This is a genomic window from Flavonifractor sp. HCP28S3_F3, assembly GCF_052065355.1.
GTDB lineage: Bacteria > Bacillota > Clostridia > Oscillospirales > Oscillospiraceae > Flavonifractor.
Map to the genome: position 1 here is coordinate 128,631 of NZ_JBQHUF010000007.1, position 18,542 is coordinate 147,172.

Consider the following 18,542-nt stretch of genomic DNA (forward strand, 5'->3'; position numbering starts at 1 on the left):
AGAGAGATGAAAAAGAGCAAGGGAACCTTTTGGTTTTTCCTGATCCTTGTGGTCAGCGTACTGATGGTCAACCCGCCCATTGTGTACCTGTTCAACGATTACTGTGTGGAAAACCCCATCACCTTCGGCTGGCCTACCATGTTCCTGTGGCTGGAGTTCTGGTACACCGTCATGGTGGTGGACTTCATCGTGGCCGCCGCTAAGCTGAAGGCCTGGGACTGCCATCAGGATCAAAAAGAGATCGTGCCTGTCCCCCGCAAGCCGCTGTAAGGGAGGGAGCAGAGCATGAATGTAGGAATGATCATTTTGATCTGCTACATGGTGGTGCTGCTTGCCATCGCCGTGTATGCCTCCCGCCGGGACAAAAAGAACATCAAGGACTTCGCCACCGGCGGCGGTCTGGGTATCTTCGTACTTACTCTCACCTTCAGCGCCACCTACCACAGCGCCTACGCCTTTATGGGCGCCGGCGGCTTCGTGTACACCAACGGCATCGGCTGGTGGGTCAACGGTCTGTGGACCGTCCTCCCCGGCGTGCTGTTCTGGCTGTGGGGCCGTCGCCTGTGGTTCATGGGCAAGAAATACGGCTACATGTCGGTGGCTGACTACGCCGCCGACGTGTACCGCTCCAACGGCGTGGGCATCCTGGTCACTGTTATCACTATGGTGTTTACCATTCCCTACGTGGCCATGCAGGCCATCGGCTGCAGCTACATCTTCACCGCCATCTCCGGCGGCAAGCTGAGCTACACGGTGGGCGCCGTGCTCTTCTTCGTTATCATGATCATCCTGGTGTGGCTGGGCGGTATGAAGGGCGTGGCCATCACCGATGCGGCCCAGGGCGTGTTTATGTTTGTGGGTCTGCTGGGTGGCTCCCTGTGGGTCATTCTGGCCAACTTCCCCTCGGTGAGCGCGGCCTTTGAGGCGGCCTTTGAAAACTGCCCGGAGCTGTTCACCATGCCCGGCCCCAACGGCCTGGTCACTCCCCAGGACTGGCTCAGCCGCTGGCTGGTCATCACCTTCGGCATGATGATGTTCCCCCAGGTGTCCCTGCGCTTCTTCGCCGGCAAGAGCCTGCGGGTCATGAAGTGGTCGGCGGTGTTCTCCTCCATCTACCTGACCTTCATTTACGTCCTCACCCCCTGCGTGGGCTTTATCGGCCGGCTGCTGATGCCCGACCTGGCGGCTGCGGATACCATCTTCCCTGAGCTGCTGCTCAAGTACACCCCCACCGCCTTTGCCGCCCTGGTCATCTCCGGCGCTCTGGCGGCGGCCATGTCCACCGGCGACTCCCAGCTCCATGCCTCGGCGGCCATGATCTCCACCGACGTGTACAAGAAGTACATCAACCCTGACGCCAGCGAGAAGAAAATGTACAGCGTGGCCCGCGGCGGCGTACTGGTGGTGGGCTTTATCTCCGTGATCTTCGCCCTCATCCGCCCCGGCATGCTGTCCGACCTGCTCAACCTGGCCAACAGCGGTGTAGGTGTGCTGGTACCCACCATTGTGGGCGGCATGTACTGGAAGCGGGCCACCAAGCAGGCGGCCATCCTCTCCACCGTGGTGGGCGAGGTGCTGATGGTGCTCTTTACCTTTGTACTGAAAATCTCCCCCCTGGGCTTCTCGGCAGGCCTGTGGGCCATGGCGGTATCCGCGGTGCTCTACATCGTGGTGTGCCTGGCTACTAAGCCGGAGAAGCATGTGGGCGAAGTAGTGAATTCTATCAACGAATTCTTCCAGTCCTGAATCAAAAAACGGGCCTGCGGAATGTTCCGCAGGCCCGTTTCTTTTTTTGTAAAAGCAGCAGCTTATCCAGCAGCTTTTTTCTCAGCCAGCTCCTGTCTCCGGTGCTCCAGAATGCGGGGGAAGCGCCACAGGAACATGCAGCCGGTGGTGAGGGCAGCCAGAATATCGGCCACCGGCTCGGCCAGGAACACGGCGAACACCTTGTCGCTGAAAAGGTGGGGCAGCAGCAGAATAAGAGGCAGCAGCAGGATGATCTTACGCAGCAGGGCCAGGAAAAGGGATACCTTGGCCTGACCCAGAGCCACGAAGGTCTGCTGGCAGGAGGTCTGGATGCCCAGCATAAACATGCCGGCGGCGTATACCCGCAAGGCCCACACCGCCACATCCACCAGCTCCGGCTTGTCGTTGAACAGAGCCACAAACATTCCGGGGAAGAGCTCCAGAGCGGCGCAGGCCGTGCAGCTGAAGGTAAGTGCGCAGGTAAGCAGCAGCTTGTAGGCCTTTTTTACCCGGTCCAGCTGGCCGGAGCCGTAGTTGAAGCCGATGATGGGCTGGGCTCCCTGGGCAATGCCCTGGAGCAGCAGGAAGAATACCTGCATGACGCTGGAGCAGATGGTCATGGCGCCCACGGCAGTGGTGCCGCCGTAGGCCTTCAGAGAGGAGTTGAAGGCGATGTTCACCAAGCTCTCAGTGGACTGCATAATGAAGGGTGATACGCCCAGGGCCAGCACCGGAGCCAGCACCTTGAAGTTGATGCGGAAAAAGCGCTTCTGAAGCTTCAGCTTGGTGCGCTTTCCGGTGAGGAAGCGGAGGACCCATACAGCCGACACCGCCTGGGCGGTGATGGTGGCCAGGGCGGCGCCCTTGACCCCCATGCCGAAGCCGAAGATCAGGATGGGGTCCAGCACGATATTGGTCACCGCGCCGATGAGCACCGTGGCCATGGACATGGTGGAAAAGCCCTGGGCGGTAATAAAGAAGTTGAGGCCCAGAGAGATCTCCACAAAAATGCTGCCCCACAGATAGATGGTCAGATAGTCACTGGCGTAGCCCAGGGTCTCCGGCGTGGCGCCGAAGAGGAGAAGCATAGGCTCCCGCACCGCCTGGAAGAAGAGGGTGGCAGCCACCGCCAGAAAAATCAGCAGAGCAGTACAGTTGCCCAGAATGGCGTTGGCCTGATCCTCCTTCCCCTCCCCCATCCGTACCACAGCCCGGGAACCGCCGCCCATGCCCACTAGGGCGGAAATGGCGGAGACGAACATGATGACGGGGAAGCAGACGCCCAGTCCGGTGAGGGCCAGATCACCCACTCCCTCAATGTGGCCGATGTACATTCGGTCTACGATGTTGTACAGGGCATTGACCAGCTGAGCGGTCACCGACGGCAGGGCCAGCCGCAGCAGCAGCTTGCCTACCGGGTCCCGACCCAGGTCGTTTTCCCGCTTTGCCACAGCTTACTCCTCCTTTTCCAAAAAGTACGTGGCCTCCATGTCTGCCAGACTGAGGGCGAAGGCAAGGGGGTACTGCTGCAGAGCCTGGCCCACCAGCCGCTTATCCTCGTCTCCGGAGAAGCCCATGTGCCAGCGGATGGCCATGGCCTCCTCCCGGGTGAGCCGCAGGAAGCCGGAGAGAATGTACACGCTCTTCTCCCCGTGGCCGTAGGGCAGCTCGTCTTTGTAGAAGAAGGTGGGCACCGCCTGCCATTTGCCGTCCGGGCCCTTCACGTTGCGGGAGCCCGCCTGGTAGCAGCCAATCTTGCACACGTCGTGGAGCAAAGCCACCAGAGCCACGCTCTCCGGCGTGTATTCCAGGCCGTAGAGCTCTTTGACCCGCTCCCGCTCCAGATAGGCCTTCAGGCACTGATACACATTGACGCTGTGCTCGCACAGACCGCCGGCGTAAGCCCCGTGGAACCGGGCCGAGGCGGGAGAGGTGAAGAAGTCGCTCTTGTGCTCCAGATAGTCCAGCAGGGCGTCAGCGCCGTCCCGGTGGATATTCTCCCGATAAATCTCCAGAAAAGTTTCCTTGGCGTCCATGAAAGTTCTCCTTATTTCAGATTCGATTAAAGTAAAGTATAGCACACCCTGCCAGGAAAAACCACCCCATGCACCACTGCTTCGTATTCCGAATAGGATGGCCGGAAGAGGAGGTATCCTATGGAGTGGTTTTCCCTATTGGGTGCGGCGGTCGTATTCGCCGCCGCCTGTAATCTGGATACAGTGATCCTGGCTATGGGCTGGGCCGTTCGGGGCGTGCGGCCCGGCAGGGTCCAGCGACTGATTATCGCAGGGCTCACCACCCTCATCACCTGGCTGTCCCTGGTCCTGGGCGCTCAGGCCGCGGCGGCGGGAGCCGTGGCGGCCCTGGGCGGGCTGGTGCTGGTGGGTATGGGCCTGTGGTGTGTGCTGGACTGGCTGCGCTCCGCCGGCGGGCCGGAGGAGGCCCCAACCTCCGGCGGCTCCGGCCTGTGGGACTGGGTGGCTCTGGCGGCGGCTCTGGCCGTCAACAACGCCGGTATGGGCGTGGCCGCCGGGGTGTCCGGAGTCAGTCCCGGCTGGGCCGCCCTGGCCAATCTGGTGTGCACCCTGGCCGCCCTCCCTCTGGGCCGGGCCCTGGGGGACGGTCTGGCGGGGCGGCTGCTGGGCCGGTTTGCCCTCCCCCTCTCCGGCGGCCTGCTGGTGGTCCTGGGGGTGTGGGAGATCCTGAACCCGTAAGTACATTTCCTGGTGCAAAACCAACCGGGCCGTGGTACAATATCCCCAAAGGATGTGATGTACCATGAACATGACGCTGCTGGAGCGGCTGGGGGGCCGCCAGACCATCATACAGGGGGTAGAAGCCACCTTCCGCCTGCTCTCCCGCCATCCCCATCCCTCCCACAGGGAGGAAGCCACCTGCGGGGATTACGCCGCCTTTCTCCGGGAGGTGCTGGGTGCGGAGCCTGTGGAGGACGGCGTACATAACCTGATGTGCACTCTGCCCGCCACACCCGGCCGGGAGGGCCGTCCCCGGCTGATCCTCCAGGGCCATATGGACATGGTGTGCGCCTGCGCCCACGGCTTCCGGCCGGAGGACGATACGGTGAATATCGTGGTACGGGACGGGTTTCTCTGCAGCGACGGCCGCTCCTCCCTGGGTGCGGACAACGGCCTGGGCAACGCGGCGGTGCTGTGGCTGCTGTCCACCGGCCAGGTGGCCCACGGACCCCTGAAGCTGCTGTTTACCACCGCGGAGGAGGTGGGTCTGGCTGGGGCCAAGGAGGTGGACCCGGCCTGGCTGTCCGGCGGAGATTGCCTGCTGAACACCGACGGCTTCCACCTGGGCCGGGCCATCGTGGGCTCTGCCGGAGGCCGGCGGGAGACCTGGTCCCGGCGGGAGGAGACCGAGCCCGCCCCCAATCTGCCCGCCTGGCGAATTACCCTCACCGGCGGGCTGGGAGGCCACTCAGGGGACGACATTCACCGGGGCAGAGGCAATCCCATCAAGCTGCTGGCGGGATATCTGGCCGGCCTGCCCGGCGGGCAGATCGCCGCTCTGTCCGGCGGTATCGCCCACAACGCCATCCCCGCCAGCGGGGAGGCGGTGGTTTTTGCTCCCAAAGAGCCTGACCTGAGCCTGCTGGAGGAGGCCCTGTCCCTCTATCGGGAGGCTGACCCCGGTCTGCGGGCGGAGTGCGTCCCGGTCCAGGCTCCGGAACGGGTGTGGTCCCCCTCCTTCCAGGCCCACGCCCTGGCCTTCCTCAATGGCCTCTACCATGGTGTGTACGCCATGGACCCCGCCTTCCCCGGCGTGGTGGGAGCCTCCGCCAACCTGGGCCGGGCGGAGACAGCGGAGGGCGCCTTCCGGGTGTGTACCTTCCTCCGGGCCGCCCGCCAGGCGGAGGAGGACGAACTGGCTGCCCGGCATCAGGCTCTGGCCCAGGCCCACGGCTTTGCCGGCGCCGTGACCGGCTATCCCGGCTGGCCCGGCGACCGGAACAACCCCCTGGCTGGGGTGCTGGACCGGGTGTGGCGGCAGCAGACCGGCCGGGGGCTGGAGATCAGCGCGGTCCATGTGGGCCTGGAGCCCTCGGTGTTCCAGGCCAAGGCCCCGGGGCTGGTGATGGCCAGCACCGGACCGGATATCCTGGATGCCCACTCGGTGGACGAGCGAGCTCCCCTGGACACCATTCCCGACTATGTACTGCTGCTGGCAGGAACCCTGGAGGCCCTGTAATCAAAAAGGAGCCGGACGGCCTGTGGGCCGCCCGGCTCTTCTCTATCTCTTCCGTCACGCGGCGGCAAACTCCTCCAGCTCGGCCAGCGCCTCACGCTCATTGTCTCCCGAGCAGCAGAAGCGGCCTGCCAGGTCGTAAACCTCCACATGTCCATGTACATACCGGATCTCGTAGTTCATCGTTCAGCGCTCCTTTCCGCTTGTTCTGGGTACAGAATAGCAGATGCGCTGTCCAATAAACCGGACTATTCCTCCAGGTCCGTCAGGAACTGCTCCCACTCCTCCGGGTGCTCCACAAAGGACTTGGGACAGATCTTGCCGGTCACATCGTAGTGGCGGATGACCTGGCTGGTGTCCAGGTCATAGTACTCCATCAGCCAGCGGGTGAGCTTTACCAGGGCGTCGTAGGTGGCCTGATTGAATTCCCCGCTGTCGTCGGGGTGGCAGCACTCGATGGAGATGGTGTCCTCGTTGCGCTGGTTGGAGCAGTAGGCGATCTCGTCCAGGGGGACGTTCTGGATGATCTCCCCGTCCAGTCCCACCAGGAAGTGGCTGGAGGCGTAGGTCTCCCCTGTCTGGGCCAGATTCTCAAAATAGCTGTGGTTCTGCTGAGCCGTGGTGCCCGGATTGCCTACATAGTGGATGACGATGCCGTTGACCTGCTCCAGGGGGATGCCCGGCCGGGAGTAGGGATTGACGGGCAGCAGGTCCACAGTGACCCAGTCGGGCACCTCCTGTGGGGCATCCTTCTGCCGGGGAGCAAAGGGGTCGATCCACTTGATCACCGCCAGCACCGCCACCAGCACCACCAAAAAGGGCAGCAGAGGGAAACGCCGGCGGGTCCTTCTTCTCCGGCGGCGGACGGGTGTGGTCTGTGCGGGCATGGCGCGGAACCTCCTTGGGTTGGAATTCCCCTCTATTATAGCAGGATTCGACGGTGTCGTCTCTTACAGATTTCTTACGTTAACGAAACAGCCCCCGCGCCTGTGGGCGCGGGGGCTGTGTGTTTCCGGATCTTAATCCTGAGGATCGTCCTTCGCCTGGAACTCGGCCTCCACCGCCCGGAAAGAGGCGGGGGGCTGAACGGCGGCGGGATCGGTGAACACCAGCTCAAAGTCGGCGGCGTCCATGTTCTCGTACTTCAGCAGGTAGTCGGCCACAAACTCCAGCTCCTTCCGCCGGGTGGTGAGGATGCTCCGGCAGCGGGCGTAGGCGTTGTCGATGAGGGTCTTGATCTCCTCGTCGATAAGGGCGGCCACTTCCTCAGAGTAGTTCTTGGTCTGGGCCATGGAACGGCCGATGAACACCTCGTCATGGCCGGAGTCGAACACCACATTGCCCAGCTTCTCGCTCATGCCATAGCGGGTGACCATGTTCCGGGCGATGGAGCTGGCCTTCCGCAGGTCGCTGCCCGCGCCGGTGGAGATGTCACCCAGCACCAGCTCTTCGGCGGCCCGGCCGCCCAGGCAGACGGCGATGCGCTCGGTGAGCTGCTTCTTGGACTGGAAGGTCACGTCCTCCTGAGGCAGGGAGATGGTCATGCCGCCTGCCATGCCCCGGGGAATGATGGTGATCTGATGCACCGGGTCCTGGGTCTCCAGGTCGTGGATCACGATGGCGTGACCCGCCTCGTGGTAGGCGGTGAGCTTCCGCTCCCGCTCAATGACCACCCGGCTCTTCTTCTCGGGACCGGCGATGACCTTGATGACGGCCTCGTTCAGGTCCTTCATGGCGATGAACCGGTGGTGCTGCCGGGCGGCCAGCAGGGCCGCCTCGTTCATCAGGTTCTCCAGGTCGGCGCCGGTAAAGCCGCCGGTGCCCTTGGCCAGCTCCGCCAGGGACACGTCGTCCCCCAGAGGCTTGTTCCGGGCGTGGACCTTCAGGATGGCCTCACGGCCCTTGATGTCCGGGTAGCCCACGTACACCTGCCGGTCGAACCGGCCGGGACGCAGCAGGGCGGGGTCCAGAATGTCCTGCCGGTTGGTGGCCGCCATGACAACCACACCTTCGTTGTTGCCAAAGCCGTCCATCTCCACCAGCAGCTGGTTGAGGGTCTGCTCCCGTTCATCGTGGCCGCCGCCCAGGCCGGCGCCTCTCTGGCGGCCCACGGCGTCGATCTCGTCGATAAAGACGATGGCGGGTGCATTCTTCTTGGCCTGGTCGAACAGGTCCCGGACGCGGGAAGCGCCCACGCCCACGTACAGCTCCACAAAGTCGGAGCCGGAGATGGACAGGAAGTGGACTCCCGCCTCGCCGGCCACAGCCTTGGCCAGCAGAGTCTTACCGGTGCCCGGCGGGCCCACCAGCAGCACGCCCTTGGGAATGCGGGCGCCCAGCTCCAGGTAGCGTTTGGGGTCCCGGAGGAACTCCACGATCTCCTGAAGCTCCTCCTTCTCCTCTTCCGCACCGGCCACATCCTCAAAGGTGACCTTCTTCTGTTCGTCAGCGCCGGTGCGGGTGCGGGCCCGGCCAAACCGGGCGGTGCGGTCCACGCCGCCGCCTCCACCGCCGCCGCCGGCCTGCCGCAGGAACATAAAGTACCACAGCAGACCGAATACCACCAGGATGGCGACCCAGGGCAGGTAGGCCGTCACCCAGTAGGGGGGCTCCCAGGCCTTGGGGTAGTCGTAGTCGGAGATGATCCCCAGCCGCTGCTGCTCCACGATGGTGTCGTTGAAGTCGTCATAGAACCACTGGGGGTTCCCCACGTCGTAGCGCACAGTGGCCTGGCCGTCCACCGGCTCCTTCAGCCAAAGGGTGAGGGTGCCGTCGTCCTGCAGGGACACCTGGGACACCTGCTGTTCCTCCAGCAGGCGGCGGATCTGGCCGTAGGTGACCTCCGTCTGATCGCTCAGCCCGCCCCGCAGGGCAAACATGGTGAGCACCAGGATCAGCGCGACCAGCAGGTAAAAGCCTACGTCGCGCAAGCTTCCGTTTCGTTTCAAAAAATGGCCACGTCCTTTCCGGGCAAGTTCTGCTTATTCCCCGCCGTACACGGAGGGCTTGAGCACGCCGATGTAGGGCAGGTTGCGGTACTTCTCCGCATAGTCCAGCCCGTAGCCCACCACGAAGTAGTCGGGGATGGAGAAGCCGGAGTAGCTCACCTCTACCTCCTTCACCCGGCGGGAGGGCTTATCCAGCAGGGTCGCAAGCCGCACGGAGGCGGGGTGGCGGGCCTGGAGGATTTGCAGCAGGTAGCTCAGGGTGTTGCCGCTGTCCAGAATGTCCTCCACCACGATAAGGTCCTTGCCCTCGATCTGCTCGGACAGGTCCTTGATGATCTTCACCTGGCCGGAGCTGGTGGTGCCGGCTCCGTAGGAGGATACCGCCATAAAATCCACCGTGCAGGGTACATGAATCTGCCGCACCAGGTCAGCCATGAACACGAAGGAGCCCCGCAGTACGCTGACCAGCAGCGGCTCCTTACCGGCGTAGTCCCGGTCGATCTGAGCGGCGATCTCCGCCACCCGGTTCTTCAGCTCCTCTTCGGAGAAGAGGACCCGTTCCACGTCCTTGTCCAGAATGTGTTCCATACCTTGTCTCCTCACTCTTTCTTCCAAAAAATCAGTTCATAGGCGCTCTGTCCCGGCTGGGCCAGGCGGCTCTGCTCCGGGCCGAAGCCCGCCACTGCCGCCACACCCCGGCTGTCGGCCAGGACGGGGATCCGTTCCCGCTCCCTGCGGGGTACCTTTTCGTCGATGAACAGCTTTTTCACGGTCTTGGTCCCGCCCCGACGGGGCAGGGAGATTTCATCCCCGGTCTGCCGGGGCCGGAGCACCAGCTCCCCTTCCACGGTGTCCCGGGCCAGGTAAAAGGCGCCGGGTACCTCCTCGCCTTCCGCCGGACAGGTCACCGCCCGGCAGCTGCACCGCCAATCGGTGCCCTCCGGCGCCGTCTCCCCGTCCAGGTTCAGAGGGGTGGGGACAAAGGGGGGCAGCGGGTCGGACTGGGTGGTGAACAGCAAGTCCTTGTATACCCGCTGCACCAGCCGCCCGTTGGGCAGGAAGGCCACCGCCGACGGGTCCTCCCCTGCCGCCAGGTCCACGATGGCTTTCAGATGGGCGGCGGAGCAGTCGGTGTTGCCGTCCCCCATCATCTCCAGCATCCGCCGGGCCGCCCGGGGGGCGATGGCGGAGGGAAGCTCGGCGATATATCTGGCCTCGATCACCAGGTCGTCCTCCGCCCAGCGGGCGTGGGAACAGGCCGCAGCGGCCTGGGCATTCATAAAGTCATTGTCGGCGCGGAGGTACCCCATGGTCTCCGCCGCGCTCTCCGTGAGCCGGGGGTTGAGCTGCCGCAGCACCGGCACCACCTGATGGCGGATGCGGTTGCGGGCGTAGCTGTCGTCGGAATTGGTGCAGTCCTCCACGTGGCTCAGCTTGTGTTCCTCCAGATAGGCCTCGATAGCCGCCCGGGAGGTGGTGAGCAGAGGCCGGACGATATCTCCTCGCCTGGGCGGGATGCCCGCCAGGCCGTGGAGCCCCGCACCCCGTACCAGGTGGAGCAGCAGGGTCTCCAGATTGTCGTCGGCGTTGTGAGCGGTGGCAATGCGGTCGCAGCCCAGCTCCGTCGCCGTCCGGCGGAGAAACTCATACCGCAGCTGGCGGCCGGTTTCCTCCACACCCAGGCCCCGGCGCTCCGCCTCGCCGTACACGTCGCCCCGCTCTATCACACAGGGGATGTTCCGCTCCTTGCAAAAAGTCTCCACAAAGGCGGCGTCGGAATCGGCGGCCGCTCCCCGCATGCCGTGGTGGTAGTGGGCGGCGGCCACGGTAAAGCCCCCCTCCTCCGACATAGCGTGGAGCAGGTGGAGCAGGCAGATGGAGTCGGCCCCGCCGGACACGGCGCACAGCACCCTGCCGCCCCGGGGAAGCATATCGTATTCCGCTGTCAGTGTTTTGACGCTTTCCAGCATAAGGGCTCCTTTTAATACTCTGTATGCCGCCGGTCGATGGAGGAGAAGGTGGTGTACTCAGGCAGCCACTGCAGCTCCACCGTCCTCGTCTCGCCGTGGCGGTTCTTGGCGATGATACACTCGGCCAGGTTGTGGTTCTCGCTGTCCTCATTATAATAGTCGTCCCGGTAGAGGAACATGACGATGTCGGCGTCCTGCTCGATGGCGCCCGACTCACGCAGGTCGGACAGCATAGGCCGCTTGTCGGAGCGGCTCTCGGGGCCACGGGACAGCTGGGACAGGCAGACCACCGGCACGTTGAGCTCCTTGGCCATGATCTTCAGGGCCCGGGAGATGTCGGACACGATCTGCTGCCGGTTGTCGCCGCTGCGCTGAGGCCCGCCGGCGGAGGTCATCAATTGCAGGTAGTCGATGACCACCAGTCCCAGGTTATCCACCCGGCGGCACTTGGCGTTCATGTCTGCCACCGAGAGAGACGGGTTGTCGTCAATGAGGATCTGGGTCTGGTTGAGGGCGGCGGAGGCGGCGGCGATCTTGGACCAGTCTTCCTCCCCCAGCTTGCCGGTGACCAGCTTCTTGTTGTCCACAAAGGACTCGCTGGCGATCAGGCGCATGGCCAGCTGCTCCCGGCTCATTTCCAGGGAAAAGAACACTACCGTCTTGCCGGAGAATTTTCCGGCGTGGAGCAGCAGGTTGAGGGCGAAGGAGGTCTTGCCCATGCCGGGACGGGCGGCCAGCAAGATCAGGTCGGACTTGTTCAGACCGGAGATGGCGGCGTCCACGTCGGGCAGGCCGGTGGACAGGCCGGGCACCGCCTGGCCGCTGGCGGCCAGCTCGTTCAGCCGCTCATACACGTTCAAGATCACGCTGGAGATGTGGATCAGGCCCTGAGAAGCCCGGCCCTGCCGGATGGCGAAGATTCGCTGCTCGGCGATGTCCAGCACCTGCTGAGCGGTGTCTCCCCCCTCCTGCACCAGGGCGGTCAGCTCCCCTGCCGTCTCGGCGATGCGCCGCAGCAGGGATTTGTCTTTTACGATGGTTACATATTCCTTCACGTTGGCCGCGGTGGGGGTGATCTCCATCAGCTGCAGAATGTAGTTCCGGGATGTGTTCTCGTCGTACACCCCGTTCTGCTTCATGTGGTCCAGCACCGTCACCGGGTCAATGGTGAGGGAAAAGTTGAACATGGAATAAATGGTCTCGTAGATCTCCCGGTTGGTGCGCAGGTAGAAGTCCTCGGGCTTGAGTTCCTCAATGACCTCAGGCACACAACGGGCGTCGATGAGCATGGAGCCCAGCACGCTCTGCTCGGCCTCCACGCTGTGGGGCATCTGCCGCAGCAGCAGTTCTTCTTCCGTTGCCATGTGCGATCTCCTTGATCCGGTGGGCCGATGGGGCATCGGCCCCTGCACCCGCTTACTGCTCGGCCACGACCACCTTCAGGGTGCCGTTGACCTCGTAGCCCAGCTTCACCTTCAGCTCATAGGTGCCGAAGGCCTTGATGGGCTCGTCCTGGACGATCTTGGTCTTCTGGATGTTGATGCCGTGCTGGGCGTTCAGAGCGTCGGCGATCTCCTTGGAGGTGACAGCGCCGAACAGACGACCGCCGTTGCCGCCCTTGGCCACTACCTTCACGCTCAGCTCCTTCAGCTTGGCGGCGATGGCCTCGGCCTCCGCCTTCTCGGCGGCCTCCTGAGCCTTCTTGGCCTTCTCCTGCATCTTCATGGTGTTGATGTTCTCGGCGGTGGCGGGGACCGCCAGCTTGCGGGGCAGAAGGAAGTTGCGGGCGTAGCCGTCGCTGGCCTCAATGAGCTGACCCTTCTTGCCCTGGCCCTTTACGTCCTGCTGTAAAATCACTTTCATGGTTATAATCTCCTTTATTCATCTGCTAAATACTGGTCGATGGCCTGGAGCAGCATCCGGGTCACCTCGTCCACGGTCTTGTCGGGCACCTGGGCCCCGGCGGTAGCGGCGTTGCCGCCGCCCCCCAGCTTCTCCAGCACCACCTGTACGTTCACGTCTCCCATGCTGCGGGCGGACAGGATGACCCGTCCCTCCTGGTCGGGGAAGAGCACGAAGGAGGTGTCGATGCCTGCGATGTTCAAGAGTTCATCGGCGGCCTGGGCGGCGGTGATGCGGCCCACCGTGTGGTCCACCCGGGCCACAGCGATGGCGGCCTTGTACATCTTGGCGTTCTGGATGATGTCGTACTTGGCGATGGTGCCCTCCAGGTCGTTCTGGAACAGCTTCTTCACGTCGCCGGTGTCGGCGCCGCTGCGCCGCAGGAAGGCCGCCGCCTCAAAGGTCCGGCTGCCGGTGCGCATGGTAAATTGTTTGGTGTCCAGCGTGATGCCGGCCAGCAGGGCCTCCGCCTCGATCTTCAGCAGGTCCGCCGGCTCCAGCAGGTACTGCAGCAGCTCGGTGGACAGCTCGCTGGCGGAGGAGGCGTAGGGCTCGTGGAAGTTGAGGGCGGCGTCGGCGATATAGGAGGAGGCACGGCGGTGGTGGTCAATGACCGCCACCTTGTGGACCGCCTCCAGCAGGTCCTGGCTCACCACCTGCTCGGGCCGGTTGGTGTCCACCACCACCAGCAGGCAGTTGGCGTCGGCCATGAGGATGGCGTCCTGGGGAGAGATGAACACGTCCTTGTACTCCGGCACCTGGGCCAGCCGGTCGCACATCTCGCTGGCGGGGTTGACACCCGGCTCCTTCACGATGTGGACGGGGGTCCCCTTCTTCCGGGCCATGGCGCACACGCCGGCGGCGGCGCCGATGCAGTCCAGGTCGGGGTACTTGTGGCCCATGACGAACACCATGGAGGCCGAAGCCATCAGCTCACCCAGGGCGTTGGCCATGACCCGGCTCTTCACCTTGGTGCGCTTCTCCAGCTCCTTGGTGCGGCCGCCGAAGAACTCGAAGTTGAACTTGTTCTTGATGACCACCTGGTCGCCGCCGCGGCTCAGGGCCATCTCCACCGACAGGGCGGCGAACTGGTACAGCTCGCTGAGGCTGTCGGCGTCCTTGCCGATGCCGATGGACAGAGTTGCCTGGATGCCCGAAGGGCTGGTTACCTGCCGCACGCTGTCCAGCACGGCGTACTTGCCCTCCTGGAACTGGGCCAGGAACTTCTCCTCAAAGATGAACAGGTAGCGGTCCCGCTCATACCGGCAGAACACGCCCTGGGCGGGCGCCACCCACTGGGCCAGCCGGTCGTCGATCTCGCTGCGCATGGCGGACTTGGCGTTGTCGGTAGCGCCCTTCATCAGCTCCTCGTAGTTGTCCACCGTCAGGATGGCAACCACCGGGCGGCTGGCGTAAAAGTCGTCCCGAACCTGGGCGAAATCGGTGACATCCACCCAGTAGGTGGTGGCCAGGTAGCCCCGGGCGCCCTGCTCCTCCGTGCGGACCAGATGGCCGTACACCAGGAAGCGCCGGTCCCCGATGCGCACCTCAGTGGGGCACTCGGTCTTGCCCTCCATCAGCCAGCGGGAGGAGAAGTCGGGCACCGCCGCGGAGATCTTGGTGTCGAACAGGTGGTCCCGCTCCCCGGTGATCTGCAAAAACCGGTCGTTGGACCAGATGACCTCGTCATTCTCCGGCCGGAAGATCACCATGGGCAGAGGGGCGTTCACCATGGTGTCCTTGGTGGCCGAGTCCATGTTGCAGGTGACGTTTTCGATGTATTTCAAGATTTCCTTCTGCCGCATGGCGCTGCTGCGGCGGAAGTAAAGGTAGAGGATGACCACCACCGCCAGCTGGATCACCGCCACCGGAATGGAGAACAGGGCGGTAATAATGGCGAACAGAAGCAAAAAGGCAAAATACAGCCGAAAACTGGGCTCTAACAGGTGAGTAAGTTTATTTTTCCGCATGAGACACCTCCCGGCGGCAGACTGCATAACAACCCATCATAAGAGATACTATTATATCAAAAAAACCGCCCGAATACAAGGGGCGTCCAACCCCGCCGGGGCCTTATTCCCCGGCGGTCTCCGTTCCGTGCCGGTACAGGAAGGGGGAGCGTTTCCAGTACTCCGCCGCCAGGCCGATGAGGGCCCGTCTGGCCTCGTCCAGATAGGATCTGCGGGGATAACTCACCGCCAGATCCCAGGCGGGGCGGCCCGGCAGAGCAAAATAGACCACCCGGGCGGAGGGCCGGGCGTACGCCGCAGGCAGGATAGAGCAGCAGTCCAGGGACTGGACCAGCTGGAAGAGGGTCATGCTGCTCCGGGTCTCCAGCAGGATGCGGGGAGTGACGCCCCCCTGCTCAAAGCAGCTGTCCACCAGGCTCCGCATGGAGGATTCCCGGCTGATGAGGGCGAACTGATCCTGCCGGAACTTGTCCAGGCCGATCTCAGGCAGACCGTCGGGCAGGTCCTCCCGAAAGGGACTGCCCTCTCCCGCCAGGGGGTGGGAGGCCGGGACCACCAGCACCAGCTGCTCCGCCCACAGGCGGATGTAGGCGTTGCAGGTCTGCTGCTCCGGGCTGAGGGTGAGGAAGCCCAGGTCCAGGTCGCCGGCGGCGATCTTCTCCTCCTGCACCGAGGCGATCAGCTCCGCCGGGATCACCTTTACCTCCGGATAGCGCTGATAAAACTGGGGATAGATGGCGGAAAACATCCGCATTCCCCGGTCCGGGGTAAGGCCGATGCGAATGGTGCCCCGCTTTTCCCGGGTCAGGTCCTGGATGCGGCTGTAGGTGTCCCGCTGGATACGCAGGATCTCCCGGGCGCCCTCCAGGTAGACGGCGCCTGCCTCGGTTACGGCAAAGTGGTTCCGGGAGCGGCTGAACAGCTGGGTCCCCAGCTCCTCCTCCAGGCGGAGCAGCTGCTGATTCAGGGCGGACTGGGTCAGATAGAGCCGCTTGGCCGCCTCATTGATGCTTCCCGCCTCCGCGATAGCCAGGATGTGCTCCAGATGATGCAGTTCCACAGGCCGCCTCCTCTCTTAAATCTCCTAAGAAGCATAGAAATATACTGCGCTTGCCTATCTATCCGCTCCATTATACAATAACCCCGACAAAAATCCAATGGCCTGCGGGGGCCGGAAAGGAGCGGGATATGAGCCGACGGATGCTGGTGGTCAGCGCCCACGGGGCGGACTGGTGTACCCGGGCGGGGGGCACCATACGAAAATATACCGCCATGGGCTGGGAGGTGACGGTGTTTGCCCTCACCTTTGGAGAGCACGGGGAGTCCGGCGCCTACTGGCGGGACCATCCGGGTACCTGCCTGGAGGAGGTCAAGGCCTGCCGGAAGGCGGAGGCCCAGGCCGCTGCCCGGGCTCTGGGGGTGAAAGACATTCGGTTTTTCGACTACGGGGACTATCCCCTGTGCCTGGACGAGGCCAGGCTGCGCAGGCTCAACGAGGATATCCTGACCCTGCGGCCCCATGTGATCCTCACCCACTGGCTGAAGGACCCCTTCAATCTGGACCATGAGGTGACAGCCAAGGCGGTGGTGCGGGCGGTCAGCGCTGCCGGCATGCGGGGGGCTCTGCCCGATACGCCGCCCCACTTCATCCCGGACATCTTCTTCTTTGAGACCACCATGCCTCATTCGGAATTCAACCGCTTCCAGATCGATACTTATGTGGACATCGGGGATGTATTTGAAGAGAAGCTGGCGGCGGTCAGGCTGTTTGCCGCCCAGCCCCAGCTGGTGGAGTATTACACCCGCTGCGCCCTCAACCGGGGGGTGCAGGCCAACGACTGGTCCCGGGGCCGGCGAACCATCCGGTACGCAGAGGCCTTCAAACGGTATGTACCCTATCTGGGGGATCTGCTCCCCCTGACGGAACTGGAAGGAGAAAGCCTATGAATATCACACAATGCGTCTACCGGGTGACGGAAAAGGACAACGTGGCAACCGCCCTCTCCGAGCTGGAAGCCGGGCCGGTAAAGGTGCACGGCGCCGGAGATCTCTCCGCCGCCGTCTGTCTGGAGCCGGTGATGAACGGACACAAGATCGCCCTGGTCCCTATCCGGGCGGGAGAGCCTGTGGTCAAGTACGGCGTGGTCATTGGACAGGCCACCGCCGATATTGAGCCCGGGGCCTGGGTCCATCTGCACAACATGAAAAGCCTGTATGACGAGCGCTCCTCCACCCTGGACCCCTACACCGGAGCGCCCACCGATACCCAATACATCTGACAGGAGGCAAGGGCATATGGACTACAAGGACATTCGCTGGGAGGGCTATCTGCGGCAGGACGGCTCCCTGGGCATCCGCAACAAGGTGCTGGTGATCTACACCGTGGAGTGTGCCTCCTTCGTGGCCAAGGAGATCGTCCGCCAGGCTGCCTGCGACCAGGTGGAGGTAGTGGGCTTTACCGGCTGCTGCGACAATGAGTACGCGGTGCGCATGCTCCTGGCCCTGATCCGCCACCCCAATGTGGGTGCGGTGCTGGCGGTGGGTCTGGGATGCGAGTATACCCAGCCCAAGCTGCTGGCTCAGAAGGCCCGGGAGGCCGGGAAGCCCGCCGCCGCCTTCTACATCCAGGAGCAGGGCGGCACCCAGCGCTCCATTGCCTACGGCCTGGAGCAGGTAGCCGGACTGCGGGCTCAGCTGGAGCATACCCCTCGGGCGCCTATGGGTCTGGCCGACCTGATGGTGGGCTGCGAGTGCGGCGGCTCGGACTACACCTCCGGCCTGGCGGGCAACGCCACCGTGGGCAAGTTCTTCGACCGCCTGGTGGACTGGCAGGGCACCGCCATTTTTGAGGAGATCGTGGAGGCGGTGGGCCTCAAGCAGGTGCTGATGGACCGGGCCATAAACGACACCGTGCGGGCCCAGATCGGCTACACCTATGAAAAGGCCCTGGACCACTGCCGGTCCATCCACCAGTTCTCCATCTCCTCCGGCAACTTCGTGGGCGGGCTGACCACCATTGAAGAAAAGAGTATGGGGGCCACCATCAAAAGCGGCACCCAGCCCATTTCCGGCGTCACCAAGGTGTCCTGCCGCCCCACCGGAAAGGGCCTTTGGCTGCTGGACAGCACCCCCGACCCCTACTTTATGGGCTTCGGCAAGACCAATCCCAACGACAACGAGGGGCTGATGGACCTGATCTCCTGCGGCTGTCAGCTGGTCTTTTTGGTCACCGGCCGGGGCAGCGTGGTGGGCAGCGCTGTGGCTCCCGTGCTGAAGATTACCGGCAACAGCGGCACCTACGCCCGTATGGGCGACGACCTGGACTTCTGCGCCGGGGCCGCTATTGCCGGCCAGCGGAGCCTGGACGAATTGGCGCTGGAGCTGACCGACCTGGTGGTAGAGGTGTGCCGGGGCAGGCAGACCAACGCCGAGCGGCTGGGACATAAGGAGTATTACATCCCCTACAAGTATCAGGATACCCAGGTAGCCTGCGGCAGATAACGGAAAGAAAGGGCGTCCGCTCTCACGCGGACGCCCTTTTACTGTTCCGGCTCCACGGGGATCTCCCCGTGCTCCTTCACGCACAGCTGCATGTTGATGGAGTGCTTGTCTTTGGCCGCCGACGAGCCTCCGGCGGGCCCCCCTATTGGATGTACCCCCCGGGGCTGGAGGCTGCCAATCCCCAGGGGGAGTTTCCAAAGATGGGGGAACCGCAGTTCCCCCTCTTTGGCCGTTTTTAAGGGGTGGGGTGGGGGGGGGGGGGGGTGGGGGGCGTCTGCCTCCCCCCCCCGCCG

At 63.7% G+C, this 18,542-nt stretch carries 19 protein-coding genes; 7 read left to right on the plus strand and 12 right to left on the minus strand.

The window, feature by feature from the left end:
* Nucleotides 1-6 precede the first annotated feature (6 nt).
* Nucleotides 7-270 (plus strand): hypothetical protein, encoded by a 264-nt coding sequence (locus ACTNB1_RS08570; RefSeq protein ID WP_441168841.1) that lies wholly within the window; start codon nt 7-9, stop codon nt 268-270.
* A gap of 15 nt (nt 271-285) precedes the next feature.
* A complete protein-coding gene (locus tag ACTNB1_RS08575; protein WP_441168843.1) occupies nt 286-1,746 on the plus strand; it encodes a sodium:solute symporter family protein in 1,461 nt (486 codons plus the stop codon).
* A gap of 62 nt (nt 1,747-1,808) precedes the next feature.
* Here ACTNB1_RS08575 and ACTNB1_RS08580 read toward each other — a convergent pair whose 3' ends face one another.
* Nucleotides 1,809-3,197, minus strand: a complete 1,389-nt coding sequence (locus ACTNB1_RS08580; protein WP_441168844.1) for an MATE family efflux transporter — start codon at nt 3,195-3,197, stop codon at nt 1,809-1,811.
* 3 nt (nt 3,198-3,200) lie between these two features.
* Nucleotides 3,201-3,782, minus strand: a complete 582-nt coding sequence (locus tag ACTNB1_RS08585; RefSeq protein WP_441168845.1) for an HD domain-containing protein — start codon at nt 3,780-3,782, stop codon at nt 3,201-3,203.
* Between the two features lie 120 nt (nt 3,783-3,902).
* Between ACTNB1_RS08585 and ACTNB1_RS08590 the strand changes: the two genes are divergently transcribed.
* Together ACTNB1_RS08590 and ACTNB1_RS08595 are read left to right on the plus strand one after the other, a co-directional pair.
* Nucleotides 3,903-4,460, plus strand: a complete 558-nt coding sequence (locus ACTNB1_RS08590; protein WP_441168846.1) for a sporulation protein — start codon at nt 3,903-3,905, stop codon at nt 4,458-4,460.
* 64 nt (nt 4,461-4,524) lie between these two features.
* Complete coding sequence (locus tag ACTNB1_RS08595; RefSeq protein ID WP_441168848.1) at nt 4,525-5,961, plus strand: M20/M25/M40 family metallo-hydrolase; 1,437 nt, start codon at nt 4,525-4,527, stop codon at nt 5,959-5,961.
* Between the two features lie 54 nt (nt 5,962-6,015).
* Here the strand turns inward: ACTNB1_RS08595 and ACTNB1_RS08600 are convergent, their stop codons facing one another.
* From ACTNB1_RS08600 to ACTNB1_RS08640, 9 genes are all read right to left on the minus strand, one after another.
* The gene (locus ACTNB1_RS08600; protein ID WP_441168849.1) at nt 6,016-6,141 is read right to left on the minus strand and encodes a hypothetical protein; all 126 of its coding nucleotides are present in this window, start codon (nt 6,139-6,141) and stop codon (nt 6,016-6,018) included.
* A gap of 65 nt (nt 6,142-6,206) precedes the next feature.
* Nucleotides 6,207-6,845: a peptidoglycan recognition protein family protein gene (locus ACTNB1_RS08605; RefSeq protein ID WP_441168851.1), complete on the minus strand. Its 639-nt coding sequence runs from the start codon at nt 6,843-6,845 to the stop codon at nt 6,207-6,209.
* A 132-nt stretch (nt 6,846-6,977) separates the two neighbouring features.
* Nucleotides 6,978-8,906, minus strand: a complete 1,929-nt coding sequence (gene ftsH, locus ACTNB1_RS08610; RefSeq protein ID WP_441168852.1) for an ATP-dependent zinc metalloprotease FtsH — start codon at nt 8,904-8,906, stop codon at nt 6,978-6,980.
* Between the two features lie 33 nt (nt 8,907-8,939).
* Nucleotides 8,940-9,494, minus strand: coding sequence for a hypoxanthine phosphoribosyltransferase (gene hpt / locus ACTNB1_RS08615; RefSeq protein WP_441168853.1), 555 nt, complete (start codon nt 9,492-9,494; stop codon nt 8,940-8,942).
* Between the two features lie 11 nt (nt 9,495-9,505).
* Entirely contained in the window at nt 9,506-10,876 is a 1,371-nt protein-coding gene (gene tilS / locus ACTNB1_RS08620; RefSeq protein WP_441168854.1) for a tRNA lysidine(34) synthetase TilS, read from the minus strand.
* Between the two features lie 11 nt (nt 10,877-10,887).
* Nucleotides 10,888-12,240: a replicative DNA helicase gene (dnaB, locus tag ACTNB1_RS08625; RefSeq protein WP_441168856.1), complete on the minus strand. Its 1,353-nt coding sequence runs from the start codon at nt 12,238-12,240 to the stop codon at nt 10,888-10,890.
* 52 nt (nt 12,241-12,292) lie between these two features.
* Complete coding sequence (gene rplI, locus ACTNB1_RS08630) at nt 12,293-12,739, minus strand: 50S ribosomal protein L9 (RefSeq protein ID WP_441168857.1); 447 nt, start codon at nt 12,737-12,739, stop codon at nt 12,293-12,295.
* 14 nt (nt 12,740-12,753) lie between these two features.
* Entirely contained in the window at nt 12,754-14,748 is a 1,995-nt protein-coding gene (locus tag ACTNB1_RS08635; protein ID WP_441168859.1) for a DHH family phosphoesterase, read from the minus strand.
* 103 nt (nt 14,749-14,851) lie between these two features.
* On the minus strand, nt 14,852-15,808 hold the full coding sequence (locus tag ACTNB1_RS08640; RefSeq protein ID WP_441168860.1) for a LysR family transcriptional regulator: 957 nt from the start codon (nt 15,806-15,808) through the stop codon (nt 14,852-14,854).
* A gap of 128 nt (nt 15,809-15,936) precedes the next feature.
* Between ACTNB1_RS08640 and ACTNB1_RS08645 the strand changes: the two genes are divergently transcribed.
* Genes ACTNB1_RS08645 through ACTNB1_RS08655 form a run of 3 tightly spaced genes read left to right on the plus strand, consistent with a single transcriptional unit; the run spans nt 15,937 to nt 18,249 of the window.
* The gene (locus ACTNB1_RS08645) at nt 15,937-16,695 is read left to right on the plus strand and encodes a PIG-L deacetylase family protein (protein ID WP_441168862.1); all 759 of its coding nucleotides are present in this window, start codon (nt 15,937-15,939) and stop codon (nt 16,693-16,695) included.
* Nucleotides 16,692-17,027 carry a UxaA family hydrolase gene (locus tag ACTNB1_RS08650; protein ID WP_441168864.1) on the plus strand — a complete coding sequence of 112 codons (336 nt, stop codon included), beginning with the start codon at nt 16,692-16,694 and terminating at the stop codon, nt 17,025-17,027. Before ACTNB1_RS08645 ends, ACTNB1_RS08650 begins: the two co-directional genes overlap by 4 nt.
* A 16-nt stretch (nt 17,028-17,043) precedes the next feature.
* Nucleotides 17,044-18,249 (plus strand): UxaA family hydrolase, encoded by a 1,206-nt coding sequence (locus ACTNB1_RS08655; RefSeq protein WP_441168866.1) that lies wholly within the window; start codon nt 17,044-17,046, stop codon nt 18,247-18,249.
* Between the two features lie 38 nt (nt 18,250-18,287).
* On the opposite strand, the gene ACTNB1_RS08660 is transcribed toward ACTNB1_RS08655, so the two are convergent.
* Nucleotides 18,288-18,542: hypothetical protein (locus ACTNB1_RS08660; RefSeq protein WP_441168868.1), on the minus strand; the 255-nt coding region annotated here is incomplete at its 5' end.

Coding starts and splice junctions, on each gene's coding strand:
- ACTNB1_RS08645 (WP_441168862.1), top strand. CDS start 15,937: ATGAGCCGACGGATGCTGGTGGTCAGCGCCCACGGGGCGGACTGGTGT.
- ACTNB1_RS08570 (WP_441168841.1), top strand. CDS start 7: ATGAAAAAGAGCAAGGGAACCTTTTGGTTTTTCCTGATCCTTGTGGTC.
- ACTNB1_RS08655 (WP_441168866.1), top strand. CDS start 17,044: ATGGACTACAAGGACATTCGCTGGGAGGGCTATCTGCGGCAGGACGGC.
- ACTNB1_RS08600 (WP_441168849.1), bottom strand. CDS start 6,141: ATGAACTACGAGATCCGGTATGTACATGGACATGTGGAGGTTTACGAC.
- ACTNB1_RS08605 (WP_441168851.1), bottom strand. CDS start 6,845: ATGCCCGCACAGACCACACCCGTCCGCCGCCGGAGAAGAAGGACCCGC.
- dnaB (WP_441168856.1), bottom strand. CDS start 12,240: ATGGCAACGGAAGAAGAACTGCTGCTGCGGCAGATGCCCCACAGCGTG.
- rplI (WP_441168857.1), bottom strand. CDS start 12,739: ATGAAAGTGATTTTACAGCAGGACGTAAAGGGCCAGGGCAAGAAGGGT.
- ACTNB1_RS08595 (WP_441168848.1), top strand. CDS start 4,525: ATGAACATGACGCTGCTGGAGCGGCTGGGGGGCCGCCAGACCATCATA.
- ACTNB1_RS08590 (WP_441168846.1), top strand. CDS start 3,903: ATGGAGTGGTTTTCCCTATTGGGTGCGGCGGTCGTATTCGCCGCCGCC.
- tilS (WP_441168854.1), bottom strand. CDS start 10,876: ATGCTGGAAAGCGTCAAAACACTGACAGCGGAATACGATATGCTTCCC.
- hpt (WP_441168853.1), bottom strand. CDS start 9,494: ATGGAACACATTCTGGACAAGGACGTGGAACGGGTCCTCTTCTCCGAA.
- ACTNB1_RS08575 (WP_441168843.1), top strand. CDS start 286: ATGAATGTAGGAATGATCATTTTGATCTGCTACATGGTGGTGCTGCTT.
- ACTNB1_RS08585 (WP_441168845.1), bottom strand. CDS start 3,782: ATGGACGCCAAGGAAACTTTTCTGGAGATTTATCGGGAGAATATCCAC.
- ACTNB1_RS08635 (WP_441168859.1), bottom strand. CDS start 14,748: ATGCGGAAAAATAAACTTACTCACCTGTTAGAGCCCAGTTTTCGGCTG.
- ACTNB1_RS08650 (WP_441168864.1), top strand. CDS start 16,692: ATGAATATCACACAATGCGTCTACCGGGTGACGGAAAAGGACAACGTG.